20 protein-coding genes and 1 pseudogene are annotated in these 23319 nt (G+C 27.5%); 2 read left to right on the forward strand and 19 right to left on the reverse strand.

What is annotated here, in order from left to right; genetic code table 11:
* Positions 1-267: 267 nt before the first annotated feature.
* From DRZ96_RS10610 to DRZ96_RS00090, 10 genes are all read right to left on the reverse strand, one after another.
* Complete coding sequence (locus tag DRZ96_RS10610) at positions 268-402, reverse strand: hypothetical protein (RefSeq protein ID WP_256584642.1); 135 nt, start codon at positions 400-402, stop codon at positions 268-270.
* A 130-nt stretch (positions 403-532) separates the two neighbouring features.
* A complete protein-coding gene (locus DRZ96_RS10615) occupies positions 533-658 on the reverse strand; it encodes an AMP-binding protein (RefSeq protein ID WP_218563561.1) in 126 nt (41 codons plus the stop codon).
* A 156-nt stretch (positions 659-814) separates the two neighbouring features.
* Positions 815-937 carry a hypothetical protein gene (locus DRZ96_RS10820; protein WP_256584643.1) on the reverse strand — a complete coding sequence of 41 codons (123 nt, stop codon included), beginning with the start codon at positions 935-937 and terminating at the stop codon, positions 815-817.
* A gap of 577 nt (positions 938-1514) precedes the next feature.
* A complete protein-coding gene (locus DRZ96_RS00060) occupies positions 1515-1823 on the reverse strand; it encodes a condensation domain-containing protein (RefSeq protein ID WP_112889208.1) in 309 nt (102 codons plus the stop codon).
* A complete protein-coding gene (locus DRZ96_RS00065) occupies positions 1783-2022 on the reverse strand; it encodes a hypothetical protein (RefSeq protein WP_112889209.1) in 240 nt (79 codons plus the stop codon). The genes DRZ96_RS00060 and DRZ96_RS00065 overlap by 41 nt, the downstream gene beginning before the upstream one ends.
* A complete protein-coding gene (locus DRZ96_RS00070; protein ID WP_112889210.1) occupies positions 2022-2744 on the reverse strand; it encodes a phosphopantetheine-binding protein in 723 nt (240 codons plus the stop codon). The genes DRZ96_RS00065 and DRZ96_RS00070 overlap by 1 nt, the downstream gene beginning before the upstream one ends.
* Before the next feature lie 16 nt (positions 2745-2760).
* On the reverse strand, positions 2761-4350 hold the full coding sequence (locus DRZ96_RS00075; protein WP_036764337.1) for an AMP-binding protein: 1590 nt from the start codon (positions 4348-4350) through the stop codon (positions 2761-2763).
* 18 nt (positions 4351-4368) lie between these two features.
* Entirely contained in the window at positions 4369-5043 is a 675-nt protein-coding gene (locus DRZ96_RS00080) for a 4'-phosphopantetheinyl transferase family protein (RefSeq protein WP_036764335.1), read from the reverse strand.
* A complete protein-coding gene (locus tag DRZ96_RS00085; protein WP_036764333.1) occupies positions 5021-5779 on the reverse strand; it encodes a thioesterase II family protein in 759 nt (252 codons plus the stop codon). Before DRZ96_RS00085 ends, DRZ96_RS00080 begins: the two co-directional genes overlap by 23 nt.
* A 156-nt stretch (positions 5780-5935) precedes the next feature.
* Positions 5936-6307 (reverse strand): metal-dependent transcriptional regulator, encoded by a 372-nt coding sequence (locus DRZ96_RS00090; RefSeq protein WP_073998359.1) that lies wholly within the window; start codon positions 6305-6307, stop codon positions 5936-5938.
* Positions 6308-6848: 541 nt separating this feature from the next.
* Here DRZ96_RS00090 and DRZ96_RS00095 point away from each other — a divergent pair.
* A complete protein-coding gene (locus DRZ96_RS00095; RefSeq protein WP_033647464.1) occupies positions 6849-7217 on the forward strand; it encodes a plasmid mobilization protein in 369 nt (122 codons plus the stop codon).
* Complete coding sequence (locus DRZ96_RS00100; protein ID WP_035111980.1) at positions 7217-8584, forward strand: relaxase/mobilization nuclease domain-containing protein; 1368 nt, start codon at positions 7217-7219, stop codon at positions 8582-8584. Before DRZ96_RS00095 ends, DRZ96_RS00100 begins: the two co-directional genes overlap by 1 nt.
* A 762-nt stretch (positions 8585-9346) precedes the next feature.
* On the opposite strand, the gene DRZ96_RS00110 is transcribed toward DRZ96_RS00100, so the two are convergent.
* The 9 genes and pseudogenes from DRZ96_RS00110 to DRZ96_RS00150 all read right to left on the reverse strand — a co-directional run.
* Positions 9347-9961 (reverse strand): response regulator transcription factor, encoded by a 615-nt coding sequence (locus tag DRZ96_RS00110; RefSeq protein ID WP_033647560.1) that lies wholly within the window; start codon positions 9959-9961, stop codon positions 9347-9349.
* Positions 9939-11477 (reverse strand): sensor histidine kinase, encoded by a 1539-nt coding sequence (locus DRZ96_RS00115; protein ID WP_112889211.1) that lies wholly within the window; start codon positions 11475-11477, stop codon positions 9939-9941. Before DRZ96_RS00115 ends, DRZ96_RS00110 begins: the two co-directional genes overlap by 23 nt.
* 30 nt (positions 11478-11507) lie before the next feature.
* Positions 11508-12242 carry an ABC transporter permease gene (locus DRZ96_RS00120; RefSeq protein ID WP_033647424.1) on the reverse strand — a complete coding sequence of 245 codons (735 nt, stop codon included), beginning with the start codon at positions 12240-12242 and terminating at the stop codon, positions 11508-11510.
* On the reverse strand, positions 12226-13143 hold the full coding sequence (locus DRZ96_RS00125; RefSeq protein ID WP_033647426.1) for an ABC transporter ATP-binding protein: 918 nt from the start codon (positions 13141-13143) through the stop codon (positions 12226-12228). Before DRZ96_RS00125 ends, DRZ96_RS00120 begins: the two co-directional genes overlap by 17 nt.
* A gap of 6 nt (positions 13144-13149) precedes the next feature.
* Positions 13150-14694 carry a spermidine synthase gene (locus DRZ96_RS00130; protein ID WP_035111984.1) on the reverse strand — a complete coding sequence of 515 codons (1545 nt, stop codon included), beginning with the start codon at positions 14692-14694 and terminating at the stop codon, positions 13150-13152.
* Between the two features lie 20 nt (positions 14695-14714).
* Entirely contained in the window at positions 14715-15875 is a 1161-nt protein-coding gene (locus tag DRZ96_RS00135; RefSeq protein ID WP_035111985.1) for a site-2 protease family protein, read from the reverse strand.
* Between the two features lie 2 nt (positions 15876-15877).
* Positions 15878-17248, reverse strand: a complete 1371-nt coding sequence (locus DRZ96_RS00140; protein ID WP_035111986.1) for a radical SAM/SPASM domain-containing protein — start codon at positions 17246-17248, stop codon at positions 15878-15880.
* 651 nt (positions 17249-17899) lie between these two features.
* Positions 17900-19042, reverse strand: a complete 1143-nt coding sequence (locus DRZ96_RS00145; RefSeq protein ID WP_112889212.1) for a single-stranded DNA-binding protein — start codon at positions 19040-19042, stop codon at positions 17900-17902.
* A gap of 33 nt (positions 19043-19075) precedes the next feature.
* Positions 19076-23319, reverse strand: a pseudogene (locus tag DRZ96_RS00150) (SNF2-related protein); the annotation flags it as partial.

Consider the following 23319-nt stretch of genomic DNA (forward strand, 5'->3'; position numbering starts at 1 on the left):
ATCCGATTCTACAAATTTCTTTCTGTTAATTCCTTATCTCCTATATCCTTTGCAACACCAACCCCACCAATTAACAATTCTCCTTTAACATAGTTAGGACATATTCTTCCTAAACCATCAACTACTCTATAGACTTGATTCTTTAACGCTTTCCATACGGAATAGAAATCCAATTTTCAGGTATTTCTTTTGAAATATTGATATAGTTTGACCATATGATGCCTCCGTTGCTCCTCCATTCCAACTACAAGAGAATTTTTGCTTCTGTTATAAAAATCTTTTAGGTAATGTTGTTGCAATCCAGTCTCCAGAAAGAAAAACTAATCTCAATGGAATAGAAACATCTTTACCCTCTGCCATAGTTACTAGCATATCAAAAAGAATTGGCACCGAATTCCACATTGTTACTTCATATTTTTCAATAAGTTTTAACCAAAGTTCCGGATCTTTGAAATTATTTCATCTAAAGTAATGATGGTTCTCCGCCGATAATATTCCAAAAATATCATAAACTGATAAATCAAATCAATTGCTATACCATTATTACGCTATCATTGGCATTTACTTCATATCTTTCATTTAAGTCATTGATTGTATTAACAGCACTATTGTGTGCAATTTCCACACCTTTAGGAATTCCCGTCGTTCCTGATGTCATAATTCATAGGCTGTATCAAACGGACTAATATTGACAGGTTTTTCAATTATACTTTGAATAGTTGATTGATCTATATCAACAAATGTGATATCTGTATCATCTAAATTAAAATCCTTATTGTATTTTTATTGGATAAGACATTTTTATTCCTATCTTTCATATATTTCCTCTTCTTTCGTTGGGTTGATTAATACCGATAGGAACATATGCTGCGCCGGCAAATAAAATTCCTAAAATACCAACTATTTGACTATATCCCCTTGGCAATGTTATTCCCACGTAGTCATTCTTTTTACTCCAAAAGAAATTAAATTTGTTGCAATAATTAACGCCTTTTTGTATAAATCTCCATAAGTTAATCAATACCGGATTGTGCATCCACAATAGCAACTTTTTCCGGGTTTACTTTAATCCTATCAAGAAATTCTGTATAGAGAGTTGTTTAGGGTAACTCATAGGCAAAATATTTTTTAATTCTTTTTCTCTATCTTCAATCTGATTCAACGGAAGAATTTCAGGCAATCTATACCAATTTTCATTATCACTTAATGATTGTAATAAAGTGTATAAAGAGTCGAACATATCATCAATCATTCATCTGGATATAATTCATCAACCACATCCCAGCATAAACAATCTCATCATCTACTAAATAAGTTTGAAAATCGAGCCAAACTTGTGGAGTTTGTGATACCATATAGTTTATTTTCCCGAATATTTTCTTGTTTCCTGAGTCTCTAAAGGATAATCTATATTACAAGCAAACACCACAGGTGCAATATTGATAGTTTTTCCAACTTCTTTATAAACATCTCTTTGTACCTGCACTCCAGAGTATGAGCTGTGAGAGGCATTTCTAAAATGTGCCAGATATAGTTTTCACTCTATCTAAAAATTTTTCATTCTTTCTTTCACACTCAACTAATAGAAGATTAGTAAAATCTGCAACCATTCTTTTAACACTATTATCATTTACATCTCTATTGAATAATGGCACATTGATCACAAATTTTTCTTGATTTGTCCATCTTTCAATAATCATTGAATATGCTGATAACAGAACCATTGATGGGGTAACTTTATTTTTATATGCATTTTCTTTAATCTTAATCCAGTTTTCTTTGCTAATAATTTTCTTTCTTCTTGAAAAAAACCACTTTTTCAATCATTTCCGGTTTTTTGTTAATGGGTAAGTTAGGTGCCTCTAAAGGAAAACTGGATTCAATTTTTTTCTTCCAGAATTCCTTATCTTTTTTGTATATTTCGTCATCTATTTTTCGTTCCTCCAGATAATTTTTAAAAGTATAATTGCTATCTATTGAAACTTTATCTTCTCCGCAGTACAGCTCTACAAGTCTACTCATTATAATGCTATGCTCATTATATCTGCAACTAGAATATCAATATCTAAAAATATTCTATGTTTTTTATCCTTTAGTAACGCAATGCTAAGGCTAGCTACTTCTCCAACTTCTATATCAAATTTTCTATGAGACATTTCTTTTCTCATTTCCAATAGTTTTATGTCTGCATCTTCTTCAGATAGTGAAGTATAATTAAAAATTTTAACTTCTTTTGAGTATGGTTCTTCCATAATTTGCTGAGTACCATTACGGTTAAATTTTGCTCTAAGCATTGGATTTTCCATTTGTAAACAGTTCCAAGCAGCAGTTAATTTATCTGTTACAATCTCTTGTCCATCAATTTCTAAGTATGCGTGACACCCAACACCACCTAGAACCTGATCTTCTTCTCTCCCTACAAAATAAGCATACTGTACATCCGTTAAAGGGAACTCTTCCGAAATATTCTTTTCTCTTGATTCAGTCTTTTTATCAATATTTTTAATATTTGCTTTTTCAATAAGTCTAATCCAATCTTCAAGTGTAGGATTTTCCATTAGTTTTGCAAACGATAATTTTATCCCTAATTTTTTAAGCTCTGAAACTATTTGCATGATTTGGATAGAGCCTAAACCCTTTTCAATCAAATTGTCTTTTCCTGAAGGTTTAAATCCATCTAAGTTTGCTTGTAACACTTCATCAAGAAGTCGTACTGCCTGTTGTCTAGTTTGATATGTTTCCATATTGTAGCCTCCTTATCTATTTAATCATTAGTTGTTTTAATTTACTTTTATCTACCTTTCCAACGCTTGTTAATGGCCATTGATCAACATACTGTACTTCATCCGGTAACTTAAAAGAAGCAAGTCCTCTTTCTACCAAGTAATTCCTTATATCTCTAAGTGTAAGAACAGCACTTCCCTTCAAAATAAATACACCTATTTTTTCTCCAAGCGTCTCATCGGGTATGCCAACAATTTGCACTTCTCTAATATTCTTATTTGTAAGCAAAATATTTTCCAACTCAGAAGGAACTATTTTTTCTCCAGCACGATTTATCATCTCCAACACACGACCAACAATTTTATAATTGTCTCCATATAACTTAGCGGCTCTATCTCCTGTTCTTAAAAAACATTCTTCTGTAAACTGAGTATCATTTAGTTTTGATGAATCATAATATTCCAAAATAGTATATGGTCCCCTAACTATTAGCTCTCCAAAATCTCCATCAGGAACCTCTTTCCCGTTTTCATCAACAATACGAGCTTCGTCAAACTCACTTAACTTCTTCCCTTGAGTATGTAATCTGTCATAATCATCGTCCAAAACCCTAGAGCAAGTAATCAACGACTCACTCATGCCATACAATTGCAATAATTTACAATTAAATTCTTCCTGAATCTTTTTTGCTAAGTTAGAATCAAGAACAGATCCACCTATCTGTATATACTTCAAACTGCTGATATCAGCATCATCATTTTTAAGATATTCTATACACATATTAGCTAAAGTAGGTACCAATGCCATAATGCTAACTTCCTGTTCCTCAATCAAAGGTATTATTTCATCAGGACTGGATACTCTACAAGTAACCACCTTACCACCTTTTGACAATGTCCCAATCATTCCCGGACAACAAAGTGCAAATTTATGGCTCATAGGTAAAGCTGCCAAATACACTGTATCTTCATTCATATCTGTTGCATTTGCCAGTTCTTTTGCTAAATATATAAATTCACAATGCCTATTAGGTATTAGTTTCGGAAAGCCTGTTGTTCCTCCTGACAATAAAAATATAGCAGTTTCCTTATAATCTAACTCTTTGGCAAATTTATTTTTTCTATTTTGTCTTAAAGCACATAATTTCTCATATTTCTCTGTTTCGCCAATCAAATAAACTTGTATATCTTCTTTCGTATCTTCTATAATATTAGACACCATATCTTCATATGAAAATCCTAAGTACCTGTTAATTCCAATATATGCTTTTGCATTTGTTTTATTTAAAATTCCCTTAACTTCAGAATATCTATGACCCATCAAGATAATTACAGGAATCACTCCTATACTCATCATTGCAAATAAAATTATAATGAATTCTTTACTATTAGGAAGTTGAAATAATACTTTATCTCCCTTACAGAATCCTTGATTTAAAAGTCCATTAGCATAACAATCCACTTCATCTTTAAGTTGTCTATATGTCAATTCTTCATTTTCATCTACAACTGCTACTCTATCGGCGTATGTATTTGACCACATTTTCAAATGTTCGCCAACAGTTAGATGCTCCCAAACATCTTTATCATAAAAGTTGATTAATTGTCTCTTAATCTCTAAATTCATAATATTTGCCCTACTTTTTTAATAGCATAACGCAAAAACAAATTTTTCTTTTTCAAAAATCAAAATCTCCTTTTGAATATTATTTTCTTTATCTATAACTTTCATTACATTATTATTTTTATTAATAACATCAACTGTTTCCAAATTTTGAATTAAACCGACTCCTTTATATTTTAAATAAGCTTCTTTAGAAACCCAATATTTGTAAAAGTCTTTCAAACCTAATATTTTTTCATTGTTAATAAAAAAATTATTCTTAATTTCACTATAATCTATATTTCTTTCTATATTTTCAATATCAACTCCTATATCATTTCTTGAGAAGGCTACTATTGAAAATCCTGTGGTATGTGATATATTAAAATGTAAATTCAAATGATTTCTAATATATGGTTTATTATATTTACCGTAACGCCATCTAATCTCTTCGCATTTTAGTTTCTCAATTTTAGAAAATAGCAAGTTTACTATTGCTTTTGTTACAGCATAATTAATTCTGTCACTTTCTTTTCTATACTTCCACATAATTTCAATTTGATCTTTACTTAAATATGGAATACATTCACTTATAATTCCGTAACTATTTGTCTCTACAGCAACTACTGCTATACAATCATCATGTATAAATTGAACTACCTCATTAATGTCAAATTTTGTTAGTTCTGTAATTTTAATTATTTTTAACGTTTTCATTAATATAGCTTTTTATTTCCCTTATAACCATATCAGTAGATGTATTTACAAACATATGCTTGCCATCTATATATTTATAGACGAATTCTTTTGTTGTATAATCTTGCCATTTTTTAAGTTCTTCTAATTTCATTTCTTGATCTTTATCTCCCATAAGGCCAAGTATGGGACTTTCTAATTTTTCATGTTTTGTATCTTGATAGTCTTCGTCTATTACAAAATCTGCTCTAAGTGTCGGTAAAAAAATTGAAATCAATTCTTTATTATCTAATATCTCTTTCGGGGTTCCCTCATATCTTCTTAGCCCTTCTATAAAACCTTCGTCATCAAGGTAATAGATTGGGTTTGGTTCTTTATACACTGGAGCACGTCCACCTGAAATTATTATTCCTCTTGGATTTTCATATCTTGAATTTTTGATCTTTAAGGCTATTTCATAAACTATTTTTGTTCCCATACTATGTCCAAATAAATAGTAAGGTTTTCCAAAATCAAAATTTTCTTCCATATCATTGAATAATGTTTCAACTAAAATATTAATATCACTTATAGCTTTTTCAGAAAATCTATTTTCTCTTCCTGGATATTGAGCAACAAATATCCTTACATCTTCAAATTCATATTTCCAATTTCTAAATGCAGATACTCCACCTCCTGCAAACGGAAATATAACAAGACTAGCTTTAATATTGTTTTCGTCTAATTCTTTATTTAGCATTTCAAAATTTTTTGACATAAATTCACCTTTTAATATATTTTTTGTTAGCAATAGCTAACTTTTATTCATTATATACCATTTGATAACATTTATCAATGAGTTTTTGAACTTTTTTGTAAAATAATTAAAAAAAATAGCATAAAAAACTTATTTAAAAGTTATCTATGCTATTAATTATAAGGTTTCATTAAAATGTTTTTTTAATTTTTTAAACGTTTCATCTGATATAACGTGTTCTATAAGACAAGCTTCACTTTCTGCTTGTTTAGGATTAACTCCAAGTTTAATGAATACGCTAGTAAGATACATATGTTTTTTATACATCTTTTCACAAAATTTTTTTGATTCGTCTGTTAAACGAATTATTTTATCATCTCCATAAGTTATCCTGCCTTTATTGTCAAGTTTTTTTAGCATTCTTGTAACCGTCGGTCTTTTGTAATCCAAATAGTTAGCAATGTCTATATTTCTAACCTCTTCATTTTCCAAAGATAAAATATATATGGCTTCTAAATAATTTTCTTCAGCAAATTCCCTGTGTAAAATAAATTACTCCCCCTCTTAAATTGTTAGTAACTAATAATTTAATTAAATATCTTTAAATATGATAATTTAAAATATTTTTTAATATCATACATATTATTATAGTTGTAAAAGTATCTATTTCAAAGTAATTTTTTTAGTTTTTTAAAATTTAAGTTATCATAAAATAGTGTATTTTTATTAAACAAAAATAGCAAAAATAGCAAAAATAGCAAGCACAGTAAGTGCATATGCACTTACTAAAAATGAAATAAGAATACTACTATTATATCGCTTATTTTTTTTCCATTTTACTTGTTGGGGAATATCCCCAAACCCCTAAATTTATAATGATTAAATTCAGTACAAACTCTTATAATAGCCCCAACGCAAACTTGAATATTATCTCAAAAAGTGATAAAATATAAATACTAAAAAATTAAATCAGGAGATTTCCAGACGAAATATATAGAATAAATTAAACCTGTAAGTCAAGTTATCCTACTTGAATTTACAGGTTTTTCTTTTTTATTTCGATTAATAAATTTATTAAGGAGGTCAAATTATGACAAGTAGATTTAGAAATAACGGAATTTATTTAATGTTATCTGACGAGGAGTTAGAATTGCTAAATGAAAAACATAAAGCATCTAAGTGCAAAACTCTTAGGCAATTTATTATGAAATGTATTTTAGAAAAAGATATTTATGTATTAGATATGGATGTCTTTCGTGAAATGTCAACAAATATAAGTCGTACTTCAAATAATATAAATCAAATTGCTAAAAGGGTAAATACTACATCAATTATATATAAAGATGATGTAGAAGATTTAAAAAGCTTATTAGAAAATCAAGCAAAAGATATTTTCTCTATGCGTAAAAAAATATACTCTCTTACTAATTCTAATAGCATAAATACTGAGAAAGAATAATGGCAATTACTAAAATTCATCCTATAAAATCCACTTTAAAAGTAGCACTTGATTACATTATGAATAGTGATAAAACAGATGAAAAAATTCTAATTTCCTCCCTAAACTGTAACCCTATAACTGCTCATTTAGAATTTGAACAAACAAAAATAGAATGTAATTCTAAAGCAAAAGTTTTAGCAAGACATTTAATTCAAGCTTTTGCACCTGGAGAAACTACACCTGAAGAAGCACACAAAATTGGAATTGAATTATGTGAGAAGGTACTACAAGGAAAATATGAATACGTAATAACAACCCATGTAGATAAGGAGCATATTCATAACCATATTCTATTTAATAATGTTTCTTTTGATACAGGTAAAGCCTATCAAAGCAATAAAAAATCTTACCATCAAATTAGAAATTATAGTGATGACTTGTGTAGAAAATATAAGTTATCTGTTATAGATGAAGACTATATGAAGTTTAAAAATAAATATAAAACTAATGGGAAATCATATAAGGAATATATGGAATTTAAAAAAGGGACATCTTGGAAATATAGACTTCAAATATCTATTGATCATGCTATTCAAAAGTCTAATAGCTATGATAACTTTTTAAAAACTATGGAAGAATATGGATACGAAATCAAATTAGGCAAGTACTTATCTTTTCGTCATAAAGAACAAGGAGAAAAAGGACGATTTATTCGTGCTAAAGAAAATACTCTTGGAAAAGATTATACCAATGAAAAGATAAAGGAAAGAATCGAGAATAATATGAATAAAAAGTCAGTAAAAATTGATTTTGATTCTTCTACGAAAACATATAAAAAAGTCGACAATATAATAGACTTAAAAAATAATAAAAAGATACAATCTTCTGAAGCTTATGAAATATGGGCAAAGAAACACAATATGAATACTATGGCTGATACTTTAAATCAACTCAGAAAGTATGGGCTGACATCTAATATAGATCTAGAAAATAAACTTCAACAAGAAGCCATTAATAGGCAAAAAACTTTAAATGAAATTAAGAATATAGAAAAAGATTTGAACGAAATCTATACTGCAATTGAAGCTTTAAACACTTTACAAATAAATAAATCTATTTATGAAATCTATAAATCAAACTCTAAAGATAAAGAATTTTATACAGAATATAGAACTCAAATTATCACATACGAAAAGTCATTAACTACTTTAGACAAAAACAAGTATAAAAATTTAAGTATAAAAGAATTATCAAATATTTACGATGAATATAAAAGTAAAAAAGATATTCTTATGAAAGACTACTCTAATAAGAACACCTTGATTTACGAGCTTACTCAATTAAGAAAAAATACAGATAAGTATATTAATAATGAGTTAATATAAGTAATATATTTTTAAGATATTTAGAAAATAGGTTACGAAGTACTGTAACCATGACTTTCTCTCAATTGGTTCTGTAAAACCTGCTCTTCCCAATAGACTGTAAGCTGCTATTTTTCTTAATCAAAAAAATGCACTTTTATCACTAAATTCTGTGGTTCAAATATTTGTAACCTAATTTGGCACAATTAACCAATAAGGATAAATTTTAGATTATATCTTCAAAAATAAAATCAATTGTGATAGTATTTGACCCAATCCGCTTATTCTGCTTGTCCATTTACTTGAAGCATCCACCACTTCTAAATACAAACTTTTTTTATAAAACATGGTCATTTAAAAACATCATTTTGTTTTTTGTTACTTCTCTTAATTGTCTATTAAATAATTGTCTATTAAAGTTTTCCATTGCTATTATTTTTAAGTCTTTCATTTTGAAATGTTTAGATCTATGTTTTCACAGGACGATTTTACTATTTCTTGCTTGATCCATTTCTAATACTTAAAGATAATATTTTTCACCATATTCATAGTCTAAGTACTCGTCTAATTCTGCTTTTAACATTTGTTCCACTGTCTCACCTAAAATATCTTCTATTGTTTCTTGTGAGTCTTGCACTTTCTCTGAACGATATTATTCGATTTAACACTTTAGATATTTTATTTAATCTTATTTCTAATCTTTTATATACATAAAATATTACACAGTCACTCCTAAGAGTGCCTTAATATTAGTTCTATTAAATAAAGAACTTTTTAATTCTATTATTTAAAATATACAGGTTTTACATATCCATATTTCATTGCAATATGAACCATCTCTTGATAATTTCTAACACCCAATTTTTCGTATATGCGATTTAACGCTGTCGCTAATGAACTTTTACAAATATTACATTCCTTTGCGACTTCCATTCTTGTAAGCCCTGAACAATACAAATTAATAATTTCAATTTCTCTTTCTGTCAAATCATAATTCAAGTTAGTGTTTGCATTAAATATTAACTCTCCATTTACTACATCATTTAATTTCTTTACTAAAACTTTGATATTCTCATCTTTGCATATGAACCCTTTAGTACCTATTTTCTTCGCTTTCTCTTCAAAGCCTATTAAATCATATCCAGTTAGCATAACGATTTTTTGTTTTGGATATTTTATTAATATCTCATTAGCAACTTCTAATCCATCCTTATTGCCCTTCATTTTACTCAAATTAATATCCATTAAAATAATATCATATTCTTTTTTTTCTAATATTGATCCCAAATTAAAAATATCATCAATCAAATCAACAATATCTATTTCTTCTTCACGCTCTAAACTATATTTTAAACTATTAGAAAACATGGTATGGTCATCTATTAATAATATTTTCACAGATCACTTCCTCCTCTATAGGTAGAGTTACATTAATTTTAATGAATGGTTCAACTTTGTCATAAAACTGATCAATTAATATTTTCCCATCTAATTTTTCAATTTCATCTTTTATAATCTCTAATCCTCTTCCATTCCCTATCTTTATATTTTCATAATCAAATACATCTTCATGATTGATTACGCTAATATATAATTCTCTATTATCCGTTTTTATATTAATCTCAGAATAATTTCCTTTTGAATGTTTGTATATATTTATACATAATTCATGCAAAATCTTATAAATAACCATATCGTATGGATAATTTACAAAAAACTCTTTATCACAATTTAAGTCTATTAATATATCATTTTTGTTAAACCTGTTCCTTAAAGATTCTATTAAATTATAGTAATTGTCTGCTAATGGTAAATCATAAATAATTGTAGGATTATATAATTCAATCTCGGACCTTGTAATTCCAATTAATTTATCTATTGTTTTAATTGACTCATCTAAAAATTCTTTTTCTCCTAAAAGAATATTCATTTTTATAGCTATTATATCTTGTAATATATCATCATGTAAAAAGTTTGAAATTCTTTTGTTATAATTCTTTTCTATATTGTATTGCTGTATTTTATTTCTTATCACTCCATTTGGATCTTTCTGTTTTTCAAAATAAAAGCAAAACATTAACATACTCTCTTTGTATATTGTTATTAGACTTATCCCCATATAAATAACTCTCCTTAGACCTTGTCCAAATAAATTTACAAATACTATAAATATACATAAAAACATACAGTCTATAATCATCAAGAGCATTTCATTTTTGTTTATCACTTTAGATGAATTTTGTTTTTTTAGTAGTATGAAATATAATGTAGTCAAATATATTGAATTCAACAAAAAGTATATTTCCAGCTTTTCTAACTTAGCGTTATTTATAAATATTCCGCTAAATATATATATAAATATTGAGGCAATAAATAAAAATGTTACCCCATATATTTTTGCACCAAACTCAAATAATATCTTTCGTTTCTTGTATGCCATAACAAAAGGACCAAATGTTATAATTACATACAAAATATAATTTATTATCTCTGCATACCCTAAATCAAGTGACTCAAACAATATAGCTAAAATTGTAAAAAATATAATAATCTTATTAAGTATTTTTATATCTATTAAATATGCACTAACGACTTTGAGTAAATTTGCTGTAATTACAAACACCGTTATTAGCTTAAATGTTGTGTACATATTACTTTTTAAAAAATCAAAAACGTCAACTACTACAAAAATATTAATACATAAAGTAGCTATTATAAAATTTTTAATCGTCTCCTTAACTCTATCTAATACCAAAATTTTATAGCTTATGTATCCGTATACTGTAAATAAACACAAAGAGAATAGTTGTATATTATTAATGCTATTATTTCCCAAATGACTAAGGACGAAATAACTAATCACACCTTGAACTATTATACATAAAACTAATAATACACTTTTTCTATTTATCATATACAGTACCTTCCATTTATCATGTTATTTTTAATTAATATCTGACTTTCTAAATATTAATATTGTTATTGTAATCATAATAAAAAAGACTATTAGGGATATAGTTGTAGGTCTAAGAGTTCCGTCTATAAAGTTTTTATTTATAATTACATTTTTTATTTGAGATAGCGGAAAAAATGTAATACTTTTTTTTATAAATTCTATAGGTATTATTCCCTGTAACATTGATATTACTACTGGAATTGCTAAAGAGATCCCTATTGTTTCTCCGATACTTTGGGTTGCAAATCCTAATAAAGAATAAATACTCGTTAAAGACATAAAGCATAAATTAGAAATAATTATTATTCTTACAATTTCAAGAATATTATTATAGTCTTTGATTGGTAAAAATCCATACTTTAAGCTTCCCATTATTCCTACTATAATTGGATACAAGTTAACAATTATAAAAGAAGCAATCATCAATACAATCAATTTTGATATTACAATGTCTTTTCGACTAATTCCTGAAGAAATCTGTCTTTGTATAATCTTTGAAGAAAAATCACTACCTATAAAATATCCACAATAAACCGCAATGAAAAATGACATAAATATATCTGAATAAGATTTTATAAAACCTTCATACCCACTGCTTATATTTCCCTGTACGGTATCTTGAAATCCACTTAATATTGATAACAATGTTACACTTAAAATTAGCACATAAAAAAACTTATCTTTCTTCAATCTTTCTGCATTAAATTTAATTAAGTTCTTCATTGTCTCCCTCCACTAATTTTATCATATATGTTTCTAAATTATCTCTTTTTATTTCTGTTTTACAGTTATTTAGTCTTAATTTTTTTATAATTTCTAGCTCTTCATCTTTTGAATATATGCCTCGAACCTCTAAAGTATTATTTTTTAATCTATATTCTCTTTCAGGGCATGCTATTTTCAATATATTATAAACTTCCTCGATATTTTCTCTATATCCTATAACAGATGTGCCTAAATCTTTCGTTAATTCTGTTTTTGAAACCACCTGTATTATTTTCCCCTTATCAATAAATATGAAATCTGTGGCTATCTCATACAATTCTGTTAATATGTGGCTAGATATTAATATTGTCTTATTTTCTTTTTCTATGAAATCTCTAAAAATTCTTCTTAGCTTTGATACGGATATTGGATCGATTCCGTTTGTTGGCTCATCTAAAATCAATAAATCAGGATTTTTCAAAAAAGCTATTCCTAATCCAAGTTTTTGCTTCGTTCCTAGCGATAAATTTTTAGCTTTCTTTTTTAAGCTATCCATTATTTCTAGTTGTTGGAATATTTCCTTTTGCTCCATTCCAAATTCAATCCCAAGTTCAATACAAGCTAATCTTATATTTTCTTCTGCAGTCAATCCGGAGTAAAAACTTGGAGTTTCAATCGTTGCACTGATATGTTCTCTACTCTTTATCAGTTCTTTTGAAAAAGATTTATTAAATAATTTTATAGAACCTTTTGTAGGAAAAATATTTCCAGTAATTATTTTAACTAAAGTAGATTTCCCAGCTCCATTTACTCCTATCAAACCATAAATTCTATTGCTTTCTATTTTTAAATCTATATTCTCTAGAGCGATAGTCTCTTTATACTTTTTAGAAATATTTTCTAATTGAATTACATCCATTTACGCTCAATCCTTTCTAATCTTCATTTGATTTTTCACTATTTTATTAAATTCTTCATCTTGAAGTTTCTCAATATTATTAATATCATCAGATAAAATATTATTTACATCTTCAACTTTTTGAGAATCTTTAAACAACTTTTTAGTCTCATCTTTAAGATGGTTTTTGTTTTGCTCTTTTAACGATAATTCTAAATTCTTTTCTGAACCATATACAATAACATTATTGTCACTTTTGGTTTTATATTTATAAACATTAGGGCAAACACATTTCAAAGTACCACTTAAGGCAAGCACAAGATTAGAATTCAGGCTATTTCCTAAACCTATATTCAATGCAATAATTCCATTTCTATTAAGATGCGCTTTACAATCCTCAAAAAATTCTCTAGTAGTTAGGTTTATTGGCATAGATATATTCTGATAAACATCAAGTATTATTAAATCATACATTTCATCTGTACTATTTAAATAATTCCTTCCGTCAGAAATTATAATTTTATCATCACTTTTATTAAAATAAAGCTCTCTTAAGTTGACAATATTTCTATCTATTTCTATCCCTGTAACTTCAAAATTATCAAAATTTTTATGCAACAAAGTAGACATAGTTCCCGTTCCATAACCAATAATTAAGATTTTATGCTTGACTTTATCATCAAGTAAATTATTAATCTTAACAAATTCGTCATAATAATATCCTGATTTCTTTTTATTCTTATCAACTTTTATTGACTGTGCGCCAAAAAATACATTTGTTTTTAAAGCTAATTTTCCATCATCATTTTGTGATACATTAATATAATTATATTCTGACTCTTCTTCGTGCACAGGCTTATCAAAGGCTAGACTTGTTGTTGATAAATATAACGACATACAAAGCCATAAAACACAAATAATTGAATTTAATAAAAAGTTCTTTTTTATTTTTTTGCTATATAATATCAAAATAATGGCTAGTACCGCTCCAAATAATAGAAAAGATCTTTTTACGCCTATTTTGGGGATTACTAATATAGTTGGTATCATTGTTCCTAACACAGATCCAAATATGTTGAATAAATATAAATTTCCCATTACATTTCCAGTTTCATCTAAAGAAGTTATACTTATTTTTGCTAGCAGTGGAGAGATTGTCCCCATAAAAATTAATGGAACACTAAATAATACTATGCTGCAAATAATAGAAGATATCATAATTATATTCCCTAATTGCACTTCAGAAGCCAATATTATTGACCCCATTATAACTATTTTAGACGTTAGTGGTACCGTACATATGAACAAAAAAGATATTAATAAATTTTTAACAATTCTTTCCTCACAAGTTCTTGTTTTTACTAATTTATCTGCACGTTTACCCCCAAAATAATTCCCAATTCCTATACAAATCATTATTAAGCTAATTTCAATTAACCAAATTAGAGTTGTTGAGCCAAAATAAGGAGATAATATTCTTGTCGCACTTGTTTCAATTCCCATTATACAAAACCCTGATATTAAAGCAGTAAAGTAATATATAATAACTTGCTTATTTTTATTTACATTCATATAGGCCCCCCATGTTCTAACTATTTTTTATATTTTTTTATGATTTTAACAAACAATAAAGATATGTAAACTAAAGATATTATATCTATAATTAAATTTGCTCCAATTTTGATTCTTTGAAATAGAAACAATTCTCCATAAAAAAGTAAACGAATTGATTCTAGTAAATTTCTCTTTCCAAAAACCACTTCTAATACTCTAATAATCCCAAAAATTATTATTATCAAATTCACTAATGCATACATCAAAGAATAAACTTTCACACACTTGCTACTTTCCATTGTATATGCTTTCCTTTTATTATATATTTTTTCATTATAAATATAATTTAATAATTTCATGGATCTACCATGAATATTCGGTTCATCAATAAAATCTGACAAAATCCAATATCCATCTAATCTTAAAAATGGATTCAAATTAAATATTATAAGAATTAAGTTAAATATAATTAGAGCATCCATAGTGTTATTTCGGATCATTACCGCCGAAAAAAAATACATAAATAATCCAACAAGCATTTGTAAATAAATCCCAGCAAAATCTATGATTAACCTTTTTTTATTACTTAATTTCCATGAATCACTTAGGTTAACATACATAACAGGTCTAAACATATATACTCCTATACCAATATTACCAACTTTACAATCAAGTGACTTAGATGAATATATATGTCCTAGTTCATGAACTACGAAGATTAAACCAAATGATATAAAAAATAGAAAATAATTAATACTGTTTATTCCGTTAATAAAATATATCCAATTAAATTCCTTTATATATTTTAGAGATATTACACAATAAATTATACTCAAAATTATTATAAGTGTTGGTTTAAATATAAATCCAGGTAATATCATTTTTAGTTTATCACCATCTATTATTGGTAAATGAAACCAAAATTTATATTGACTACTTTCATTATATTCGCTAAATACCCCAGTCATTATTAATCTATTATTTATTAAATCTTCTAATTCTGATTCTGATATCTCAAATCCTTCATTATTTAATTCATTTTTTACTTTATTTATGCTTTTTGTACCATCAAATTTTTTAATTATTTCTTCTACAATTGGCGTAACTCTTACCCTTTTCCCGTTATCAAAACTAAGTAGTAGTCTTCCATCATCTAGATATTCTTTAACGTAATGATTAGTCTTTAAATTTTCTACCATATTTACATCTCTAAAAATTTATACTTAATCGAATTTATATATTCTCTTAAAACTTCTTTAGCATTATTACAATAAGGGTCATTAATATCACCATTATTTTTTATAGCTGCGTAGGCACACCCACCGCCACAGAACGGAGCAATTTCACAATCCAAACATCTATCAATGTTCAATATACATCTATTACTCCATATTGAATATGCCTCTTTATTAAGACTAACTCTTTCATCGTTATAAAATCCTATAGCATATTGGGGATTTCCTATTGCTTCAGGACACGCATATATGTTACCCTCTGGATCATACACATAATATTGTCCTCTATTAGCTTCACAATACGTGTATTTTGCAAAATCTTTTTTTGCATTCTCAGAAGTTCCTCTCATTATATGAGATATTACTCTAAACATTGATAATCTATTTTCCATATAATTTGGAAACTTTTCATTTAATTTTTTTATAATCTCATCTTCCGATATTGTGTCCACAGCATTATCTGCAGTATGATCTGTCACAGGTGCTAAATCGAATCTAAAATTAGGGCTATCTATCCATTTTTTTGATTTTAAAAAATCTTCAAGCTCTTTTAAGTAGTTAATATTATACTGATTTATATTAACTCTTAAATTTATTTGCCTTATTTTAGTATTTACTAATAAATCCAATCCATTAACTATATCGTCAAATGTTCCTTTACCATTTTTATAAACTCTTCTAGAATCATGAATTAATTTAATTCCGTCAATAGTTATCTGTACGGAATCTATCGTATTTTCAAATCTTTTAAAAATATTTATGTAGTTTTCCACATGACTTCCATTTGTTATTATACTAACTGGAATATTATTTTTTTCAGCAAACGACAAAATTTTAATATTTATATCTTTGGTAATAGGAAGAATAGGTTCTCCCCCGAATAATTGAATTCGATGCTTTATATTTGGTTTATTCTCTTTTACTTTATATATAAAATCACAAATAGACTGACATTGATTATCACTAATAACTTTTTGTTGATTTCTAACCTTAGAAGGTTCAAAACAATATACACAATTCATATTACAAAACATAGTAGGACAAATAACATGAATCACAGATATATCACATAAATATTCATGAATTTTCATTTGTCGTTTCATCTCATTTAACTCATGATTTCTATCTTCAAATATATATCCTCTTTTCTTCAAAGAATCATATATATTTTTTTCTCTAGCATTCAAAGCTTTAATGTTATCTTGTTCACTAAACTTATGAATTATAGATTTCGTTTCCGAATCTATAATATCAATAGCACCAGAAAGTGCATTCACCATCAATTCATTTTCTTCGTTAATATTATAAAACGAAATATATTTTGTTAATATAGCCATGTTTAGTCCTCCTAATGTGTAGTATTATGGCGATGCCATTAATAATAACAACACCGCCATATTTTTTTGCGTTGTTCACTAATTAAGTTTCACAACTTTAAAGCTAAAAACGTTAAATTATACTAAATTCTCCAACAACACAAACAAGAAATATATTCTTCTCTTTCTTCAAGCTCTTCAATTTCAACTTCCGTCCAAAGTTTCACTTCATTAACTGATTTCATAAAAGTTCTCCTTTCTAAATCTTAGTAAACAACGCAAATACAACTTTTGTTGTACTGTCTTTATAATATTATTTAATCTTATTTTTGTCAGCTTACTTTTGTCTTATTTTTCTATATTTACGATATTGAATAATCGATTCTTCTAAAAGTTTATTTCAAGGACAATTTTCTAATTCTGTTAAGTTTACGTAATTTCGCAAAACTTTGAAATTTTATCATATATATTAATATCAATTGCAAAAATAAAATTACATATATGAAAATTAATGATCATTGCTGATTAATTTTAATTATCTACTAATAGTTTTTTGATTTAAACTTGTTGTTATGTTTATACATTATTATATTAAGAATATTAATGTATAACCGATATTGCAAACTTATCAAAAAAATAAAGGCAATCCTAAAACCTGCCCCCTATAATCTTTTACCTTTCTATGCTATTATCCTTTTTCTTCTTTTCATCCACTTTCATATCCCCTTTAGTCTTAAATTCCTTTAATTTTCCTAGTGTTGATGCTTTTGCTTTAGTATGCTCTTTAGCTTTTAATAACTTTGCAGAGTATACTTTTAGATTTGTGTATTCCTTATTATCCTTTCCCATACTTTTCTTTTCTTTGCCAAATAGGTGTACAAAATCTCCTTTTTTCAAATTTTTTACTTGATTGATTTTGTCATTATAGGCGTAGCAGCTGATGAATTTTGCATTTCCTTCCTTGTCATTTTCAGCAATAGAAAAGGAGGCTACTTTAAAGTCCCTCCCATCTTTTGATTTTAAATCTTTAATTTCTATATCAGTTGCTATATTTCCATCTATATTTAATGTATCCTTCTCTTTATTATCTATATCTTTCATCTCTTTATCTCCTTGTTCTTGATTAACTTCTAAGTTTTCTTTTAACTCTTCTTCGTCTATATATTCAATAAACTTCTCATCAATAAGCCCCATAACTGAATCGTTCATATAATTATCATAGGCATTATTAAGAACATTTTCATTTTCTACTCCTGTTTCAAGAGATATAATACCTTTTACAAATTCTTTATGATTATATTCTGCTAAAAAATCTATTGTATTCTTCATGCTTTCAAAATTTGTATTTTCCATATTTGCTATTGTTTTTATATCACTTGCATATCTAACAGAATCCCATTCATACTTTCCACTTTCTTTATTAAATTCTACTCCTGTGGCTAAAATAAATTGATTTCCGTCAAATAAGGTCGCTTGATTATCTTTCACATCCAGTACCATAGTGTCTCCAAATTCAGTTTCAATTACATTTCCCTTTTTTATATTCATTGCTATTCCTCCTTTTATTTTTTTATCCATCTCATCTGTGAAATCTTTTATTTCTTCTTCTTTCTCATCACTAATAATAAATTGTTTGATTTCTTCAACTGTTGGATCATCAATTGTAGTCTGAATAAATTCAACTAATTTATCTTCTGAAGTGGCAAAATTTTTAATTCCATATTCAACTATATTGTTAATTATTCTCTGAGTAGCACCATCAAAAGAAAAATTTTCTTGAATAAATTCATTAAATCTATCTCTATCAAATTCCATATTCTTTTTCCTCTAATAATATCATTTAAAGTTTTATCTGCCACATGGTTCACTATTATTTATTTCTTTTATATTATTATTTACTGCTAAATTCTCCCTATATCCCTTTAATTTATCCATAATAGATGTTTTTTCTTTCATTTCAAAATCTCCTATTTCCTGCACTTTACTATCTCTAAAATCAGCATCATTTCTATCTATTATTCCGTCTAAATCCATATCTTTAGATAATGGATCATAGAAGTTGCCATCATCATCTATCTCAAGTCCCATTACTTCTCTCAGTTTTTCTTCATTTACTGATACAAGCTCACTAAAATCCCAAAATCCAATAGATGTCTTTATCTGTACTAGCTCTTTTAAATCACTTGCATCTAAGGGATCATAGGTGTATTGAAAGCTGTCAATTAGGTTCTTATCTACATAGGTGTTCATCTTGTAATTTATTAAATCTAAACTTACTTGTATTTCATGTTTTTCATCTGGTGTAGTTGTATAAGCTATTCCTATATCTGTTAAGTCAGGAAATATAGTATCAAAGTCCTCTAACCTGTTTTCTTCATCATATTCTCTGTTAAGGAAGTCTATCAATTCTTCCTTTACTTCTTCTAGTAATGGATTATCTTGGCTTATATCTTCACTTTTTCCCATATCTAGTAAATTATTTACTTCTGCAAGTCTTAATGTCTTATCCTTTAAAAGTTCAGCTTGTGGAAATGTCTTTTGTATTTCAATTTTGGCTGTTTGAAATTGCTCTTCTGTATCTTTTAGTTTTGAAATTGTATTTTCTAATCTTTCTGGTAATTTATCTAATACATTATCCATTCTTGTTATATTACCTATTTCATCTGTACCAAACTCTCCTCTATATTCTCCCTTGCCTTTTAATATAAAGTTATATTTATTGAAAAAAGAATCATATTTTATGGATAAATCAAAATTTCTATATTCACCTATTTTTTCTCCATCTTTATCCATTTCCCTATATATTTTAACTCCCTTAATTTTGTTCAACAAAAACTCTCCAGCTATTTTCTTATCTATATACTTCTTTCCGTCAATAATTAGAGAGGTAAATTTATTATCTTCTTTTAAATTTTTATCTACATCTCTATAAGGCTCAACATTTTTAATATCTTCCTTTAAGTTCTCTATCCTTTCTTTTAATCTTTCTATTTCCTTTGGATAAAATTTAACTACTTTATCTTCCAGCTTGTAAAGATTTGATTTAAAATTGGACTCTAGCATTTTAAGTTTAGAAACTTCAACATCAAGGTCCATCTTCTCCTTTATTAATGGATTTCCTGTTGCAAGAGCTTTGATTTCGGCATAGTTTAATGTGGCTTCGTCTACATCTTCTGCAACTCTTACAGGTGTCTTTGAAGTCATAATTTGAGAAATATATTTTTGTTTATTCTCTAAGGTTTGGAAAAGATAGGCATCAAAAGTATTTTCTGTTACATATCTAAATATATGGACTTCCTTATTCTCATTTCCCTGCCTCACAATCCTTCCTGCCCTTTGAGAAAGATCAGCCGGTCTCCATGGTATATCAAGATCGTGGATTGCAATTAGCTTGTCTTGGGCATTAGTACCTGCTCCCATTTTCTGTGTTGAACCAAGCAAGACTCTTATTTCTCCCTTTCTTACCTTATCAAAGATAGCATCTTTTTCCATATTGTTTTTTGCCTTATGAATAAATTCTATTTCATTTTCAGGTACTCCCATATCTATAAGTTTTGTTTTAATATCATCATAGATATTAAAATCACTACTTGGTGTAGACATATCACAAAATATTAATTGAGCAGATTTTTTATCTTTATATTTATCCCAAATGCTAAATACATTTTTTATACAGGTATTTACCTTACTATTAGGATCATCAGGAAGTAAAGGATTGATTAATCTTTGATCTAATGCCATCTTCTTCCCATCATTTGTTATTAATAGCATATTATCAACACTTGAATCTACCTGCTTATCACGAACCTTATCTGCTCTCTCGGAAAAAGTTTCAAGAATTTCTTTTTGTTCTTCGGTAGGCTTTGTTTTTATAGTTTCATAATGGGCAATTGGTGTAGGAAGATTTAAAACATCAGCTGTTTTAATATCCATAAATCCTTTTACAGTATTCATAAGTTCAGGAAGATTATAAAATTTTGCAAATCTGGTTTTGCTCCTATAACCATTACCCTCAGGATTTAATTCTATTGCCGTTATTGTTTCTCCAAAAGTAGATGCCCAAGAATCAAAATGTTGCAATTTCATCTTTTTTAATTCATCATACTGTAAATATCTCTGCATAGTATAAAGTTCAGCCATACTGTTGCTTACTGGTGTACCTGTGGCAAATACTAATCCTTTATTATTAGTTATTTCATCCATATAGCGGCATTTCATAAGCATATCTGATGATTTTTGTGAATCTGTAGAAGTAATTCCTGCTACATTCCTCATTTTAGAAAATAGATAGAGGTTTTTGTAGGCATGGGCTTCATCTACAAATAACTTATCTACTCCCAGTTCCTCAAAGGTTACAACGTCATCTTTCTTATAATCAGCATTTAGTTTTTCTAACTTTGTCTCTAATTTTTTCTTTGTTTTTTCTAATTGCTTTACAGTAAATCTTTGATCCCTTTCTCTCTTATATTCATCTATATAGTCAATGATTTCATCAATTTGACCTTGCAATTCATATTCTTGTCTTTCTTTTGATATAGGAATTTTTTCAAATTGACTGTGCCCTATAATAACAGCATCAAAACTTCCTGTAGCAATACGACTACAAAATCTTTTTCTTCTATCTGGTGTAAAATCTTTTTCTGTAGCACATAATACATTAGCTCCTGGATAAAGTTCATTAAATTCTCTTCCAAATTGCTCTACAATGTGGTTAGGAACAACAAACATTGACTTATTACTCATCCCAAGTCTTTTTGACTCCATGGCTATACCTATCATTTCAAAGGTTTTTCCTGCTCCTACTTCATGGGCAAGTAAAGTATTTCCACCAAACAAACCTCTTGCTATGGCATCTTTTTGATGTGCTCTTAATTCTATTTCAGGATTCATTCCTTCAAAAGTAAGATTAGATCCATCATATTCCCTTTGTCTTATGGAATTGAATCTTTCGTTATAATCTTCTACTAATCTATTTCTTCTTTCCACATCATCAAATATCCAGCTTTTAAATTCTTCTTTTATCATCTCTTGCTTACTTCTTGCAAGCATTGTTTCTTTTTGATTAAGCACAGATTTTTTCTTTCCATCACTGTCTTCTACTTGGTCAAATACCTTAGTATCTCTTAAATTTAAAGTATCTTCTATCAATTTGTAGGCATTTACCCTATTTGTACCATAGGTAAAAGAAGCAAGGTCATTGTCCCTATCAGAGCTTTTTCCTTCAACTCTATATTCTCCTGTAAAGTCAGAATACTTAATATCTATATTCCACCTTGATGAAACTGGTGTTTTCAACAAATCAAACATAAATTTTTTGTAATCTTGTTCCGGTATCCATGTTGCACCCATTCTAACTGTAATCTCACTTGCATCTAGTGCTTTAGGCATTACTTCCACTAGCTTTGCTTTTTGAAAATGTAACTCTTCTAATTCTTTTTTTAAGAGTTTACTATCCTCTAGATTTTCTTCCTTTCCTAACTCTTTTTCGATGTTTTTAATATAAGAGTCTACAACTTCAATTTTATCTCTTATATTTCCTGACAAGTATTCATCAGCACTTACGTAAGTTTTGAAAAATCTCCTAGCTCTTTAGCAGACTTAAATGGATTCATATCATTAGGTTCAAAGGAATTCTAAATTTAAAAATATTTCTCCCTTTAATTCTTCTATTAATTATCTCTTGTTTTTCCTGTCAATTCTTCCATATAATCAAAATTTATTTTACCTTTTTGACTAATAGAGAGTACCAGAGCATCTATTGCCCTATCTGTATGATCTATTATTACAGCTTTTTTATAGTTCTCTTGTTAAAGATGTCAGATTTTCCTATAAAGTTGCCTTCTTTATCTAATTTCTCCAAAGTTGAAATTAAAGAAAAATTGGCATCTTCTCTAAATAACTTTTTATTGGTTTTTGAATTTAGTCTTCCATGTTTGCTATTGAAATCATCGTAGAATTTATTTAGATTTTCTTGTTCTTTTTTTATCTCTTCATCTGAATAGTCTTCTTTTTGATAGGTTATAACTTTCCTTAGACCTTCATTTAATCTTAAATATTCTTTTTACCTTATCTTTATCCTTTTGGTTTAAGGA

This window comes from Peptoniphilus harei (genome assembly GCF_900454685.1).
GTDB classification, from domain to species: domain Bacteria; phylum Bacillota; class Clostridia; order Tissierellales; family Peptoniphilaceae; genus Peptoniphilus_A; species Peptoniphilus_A harei.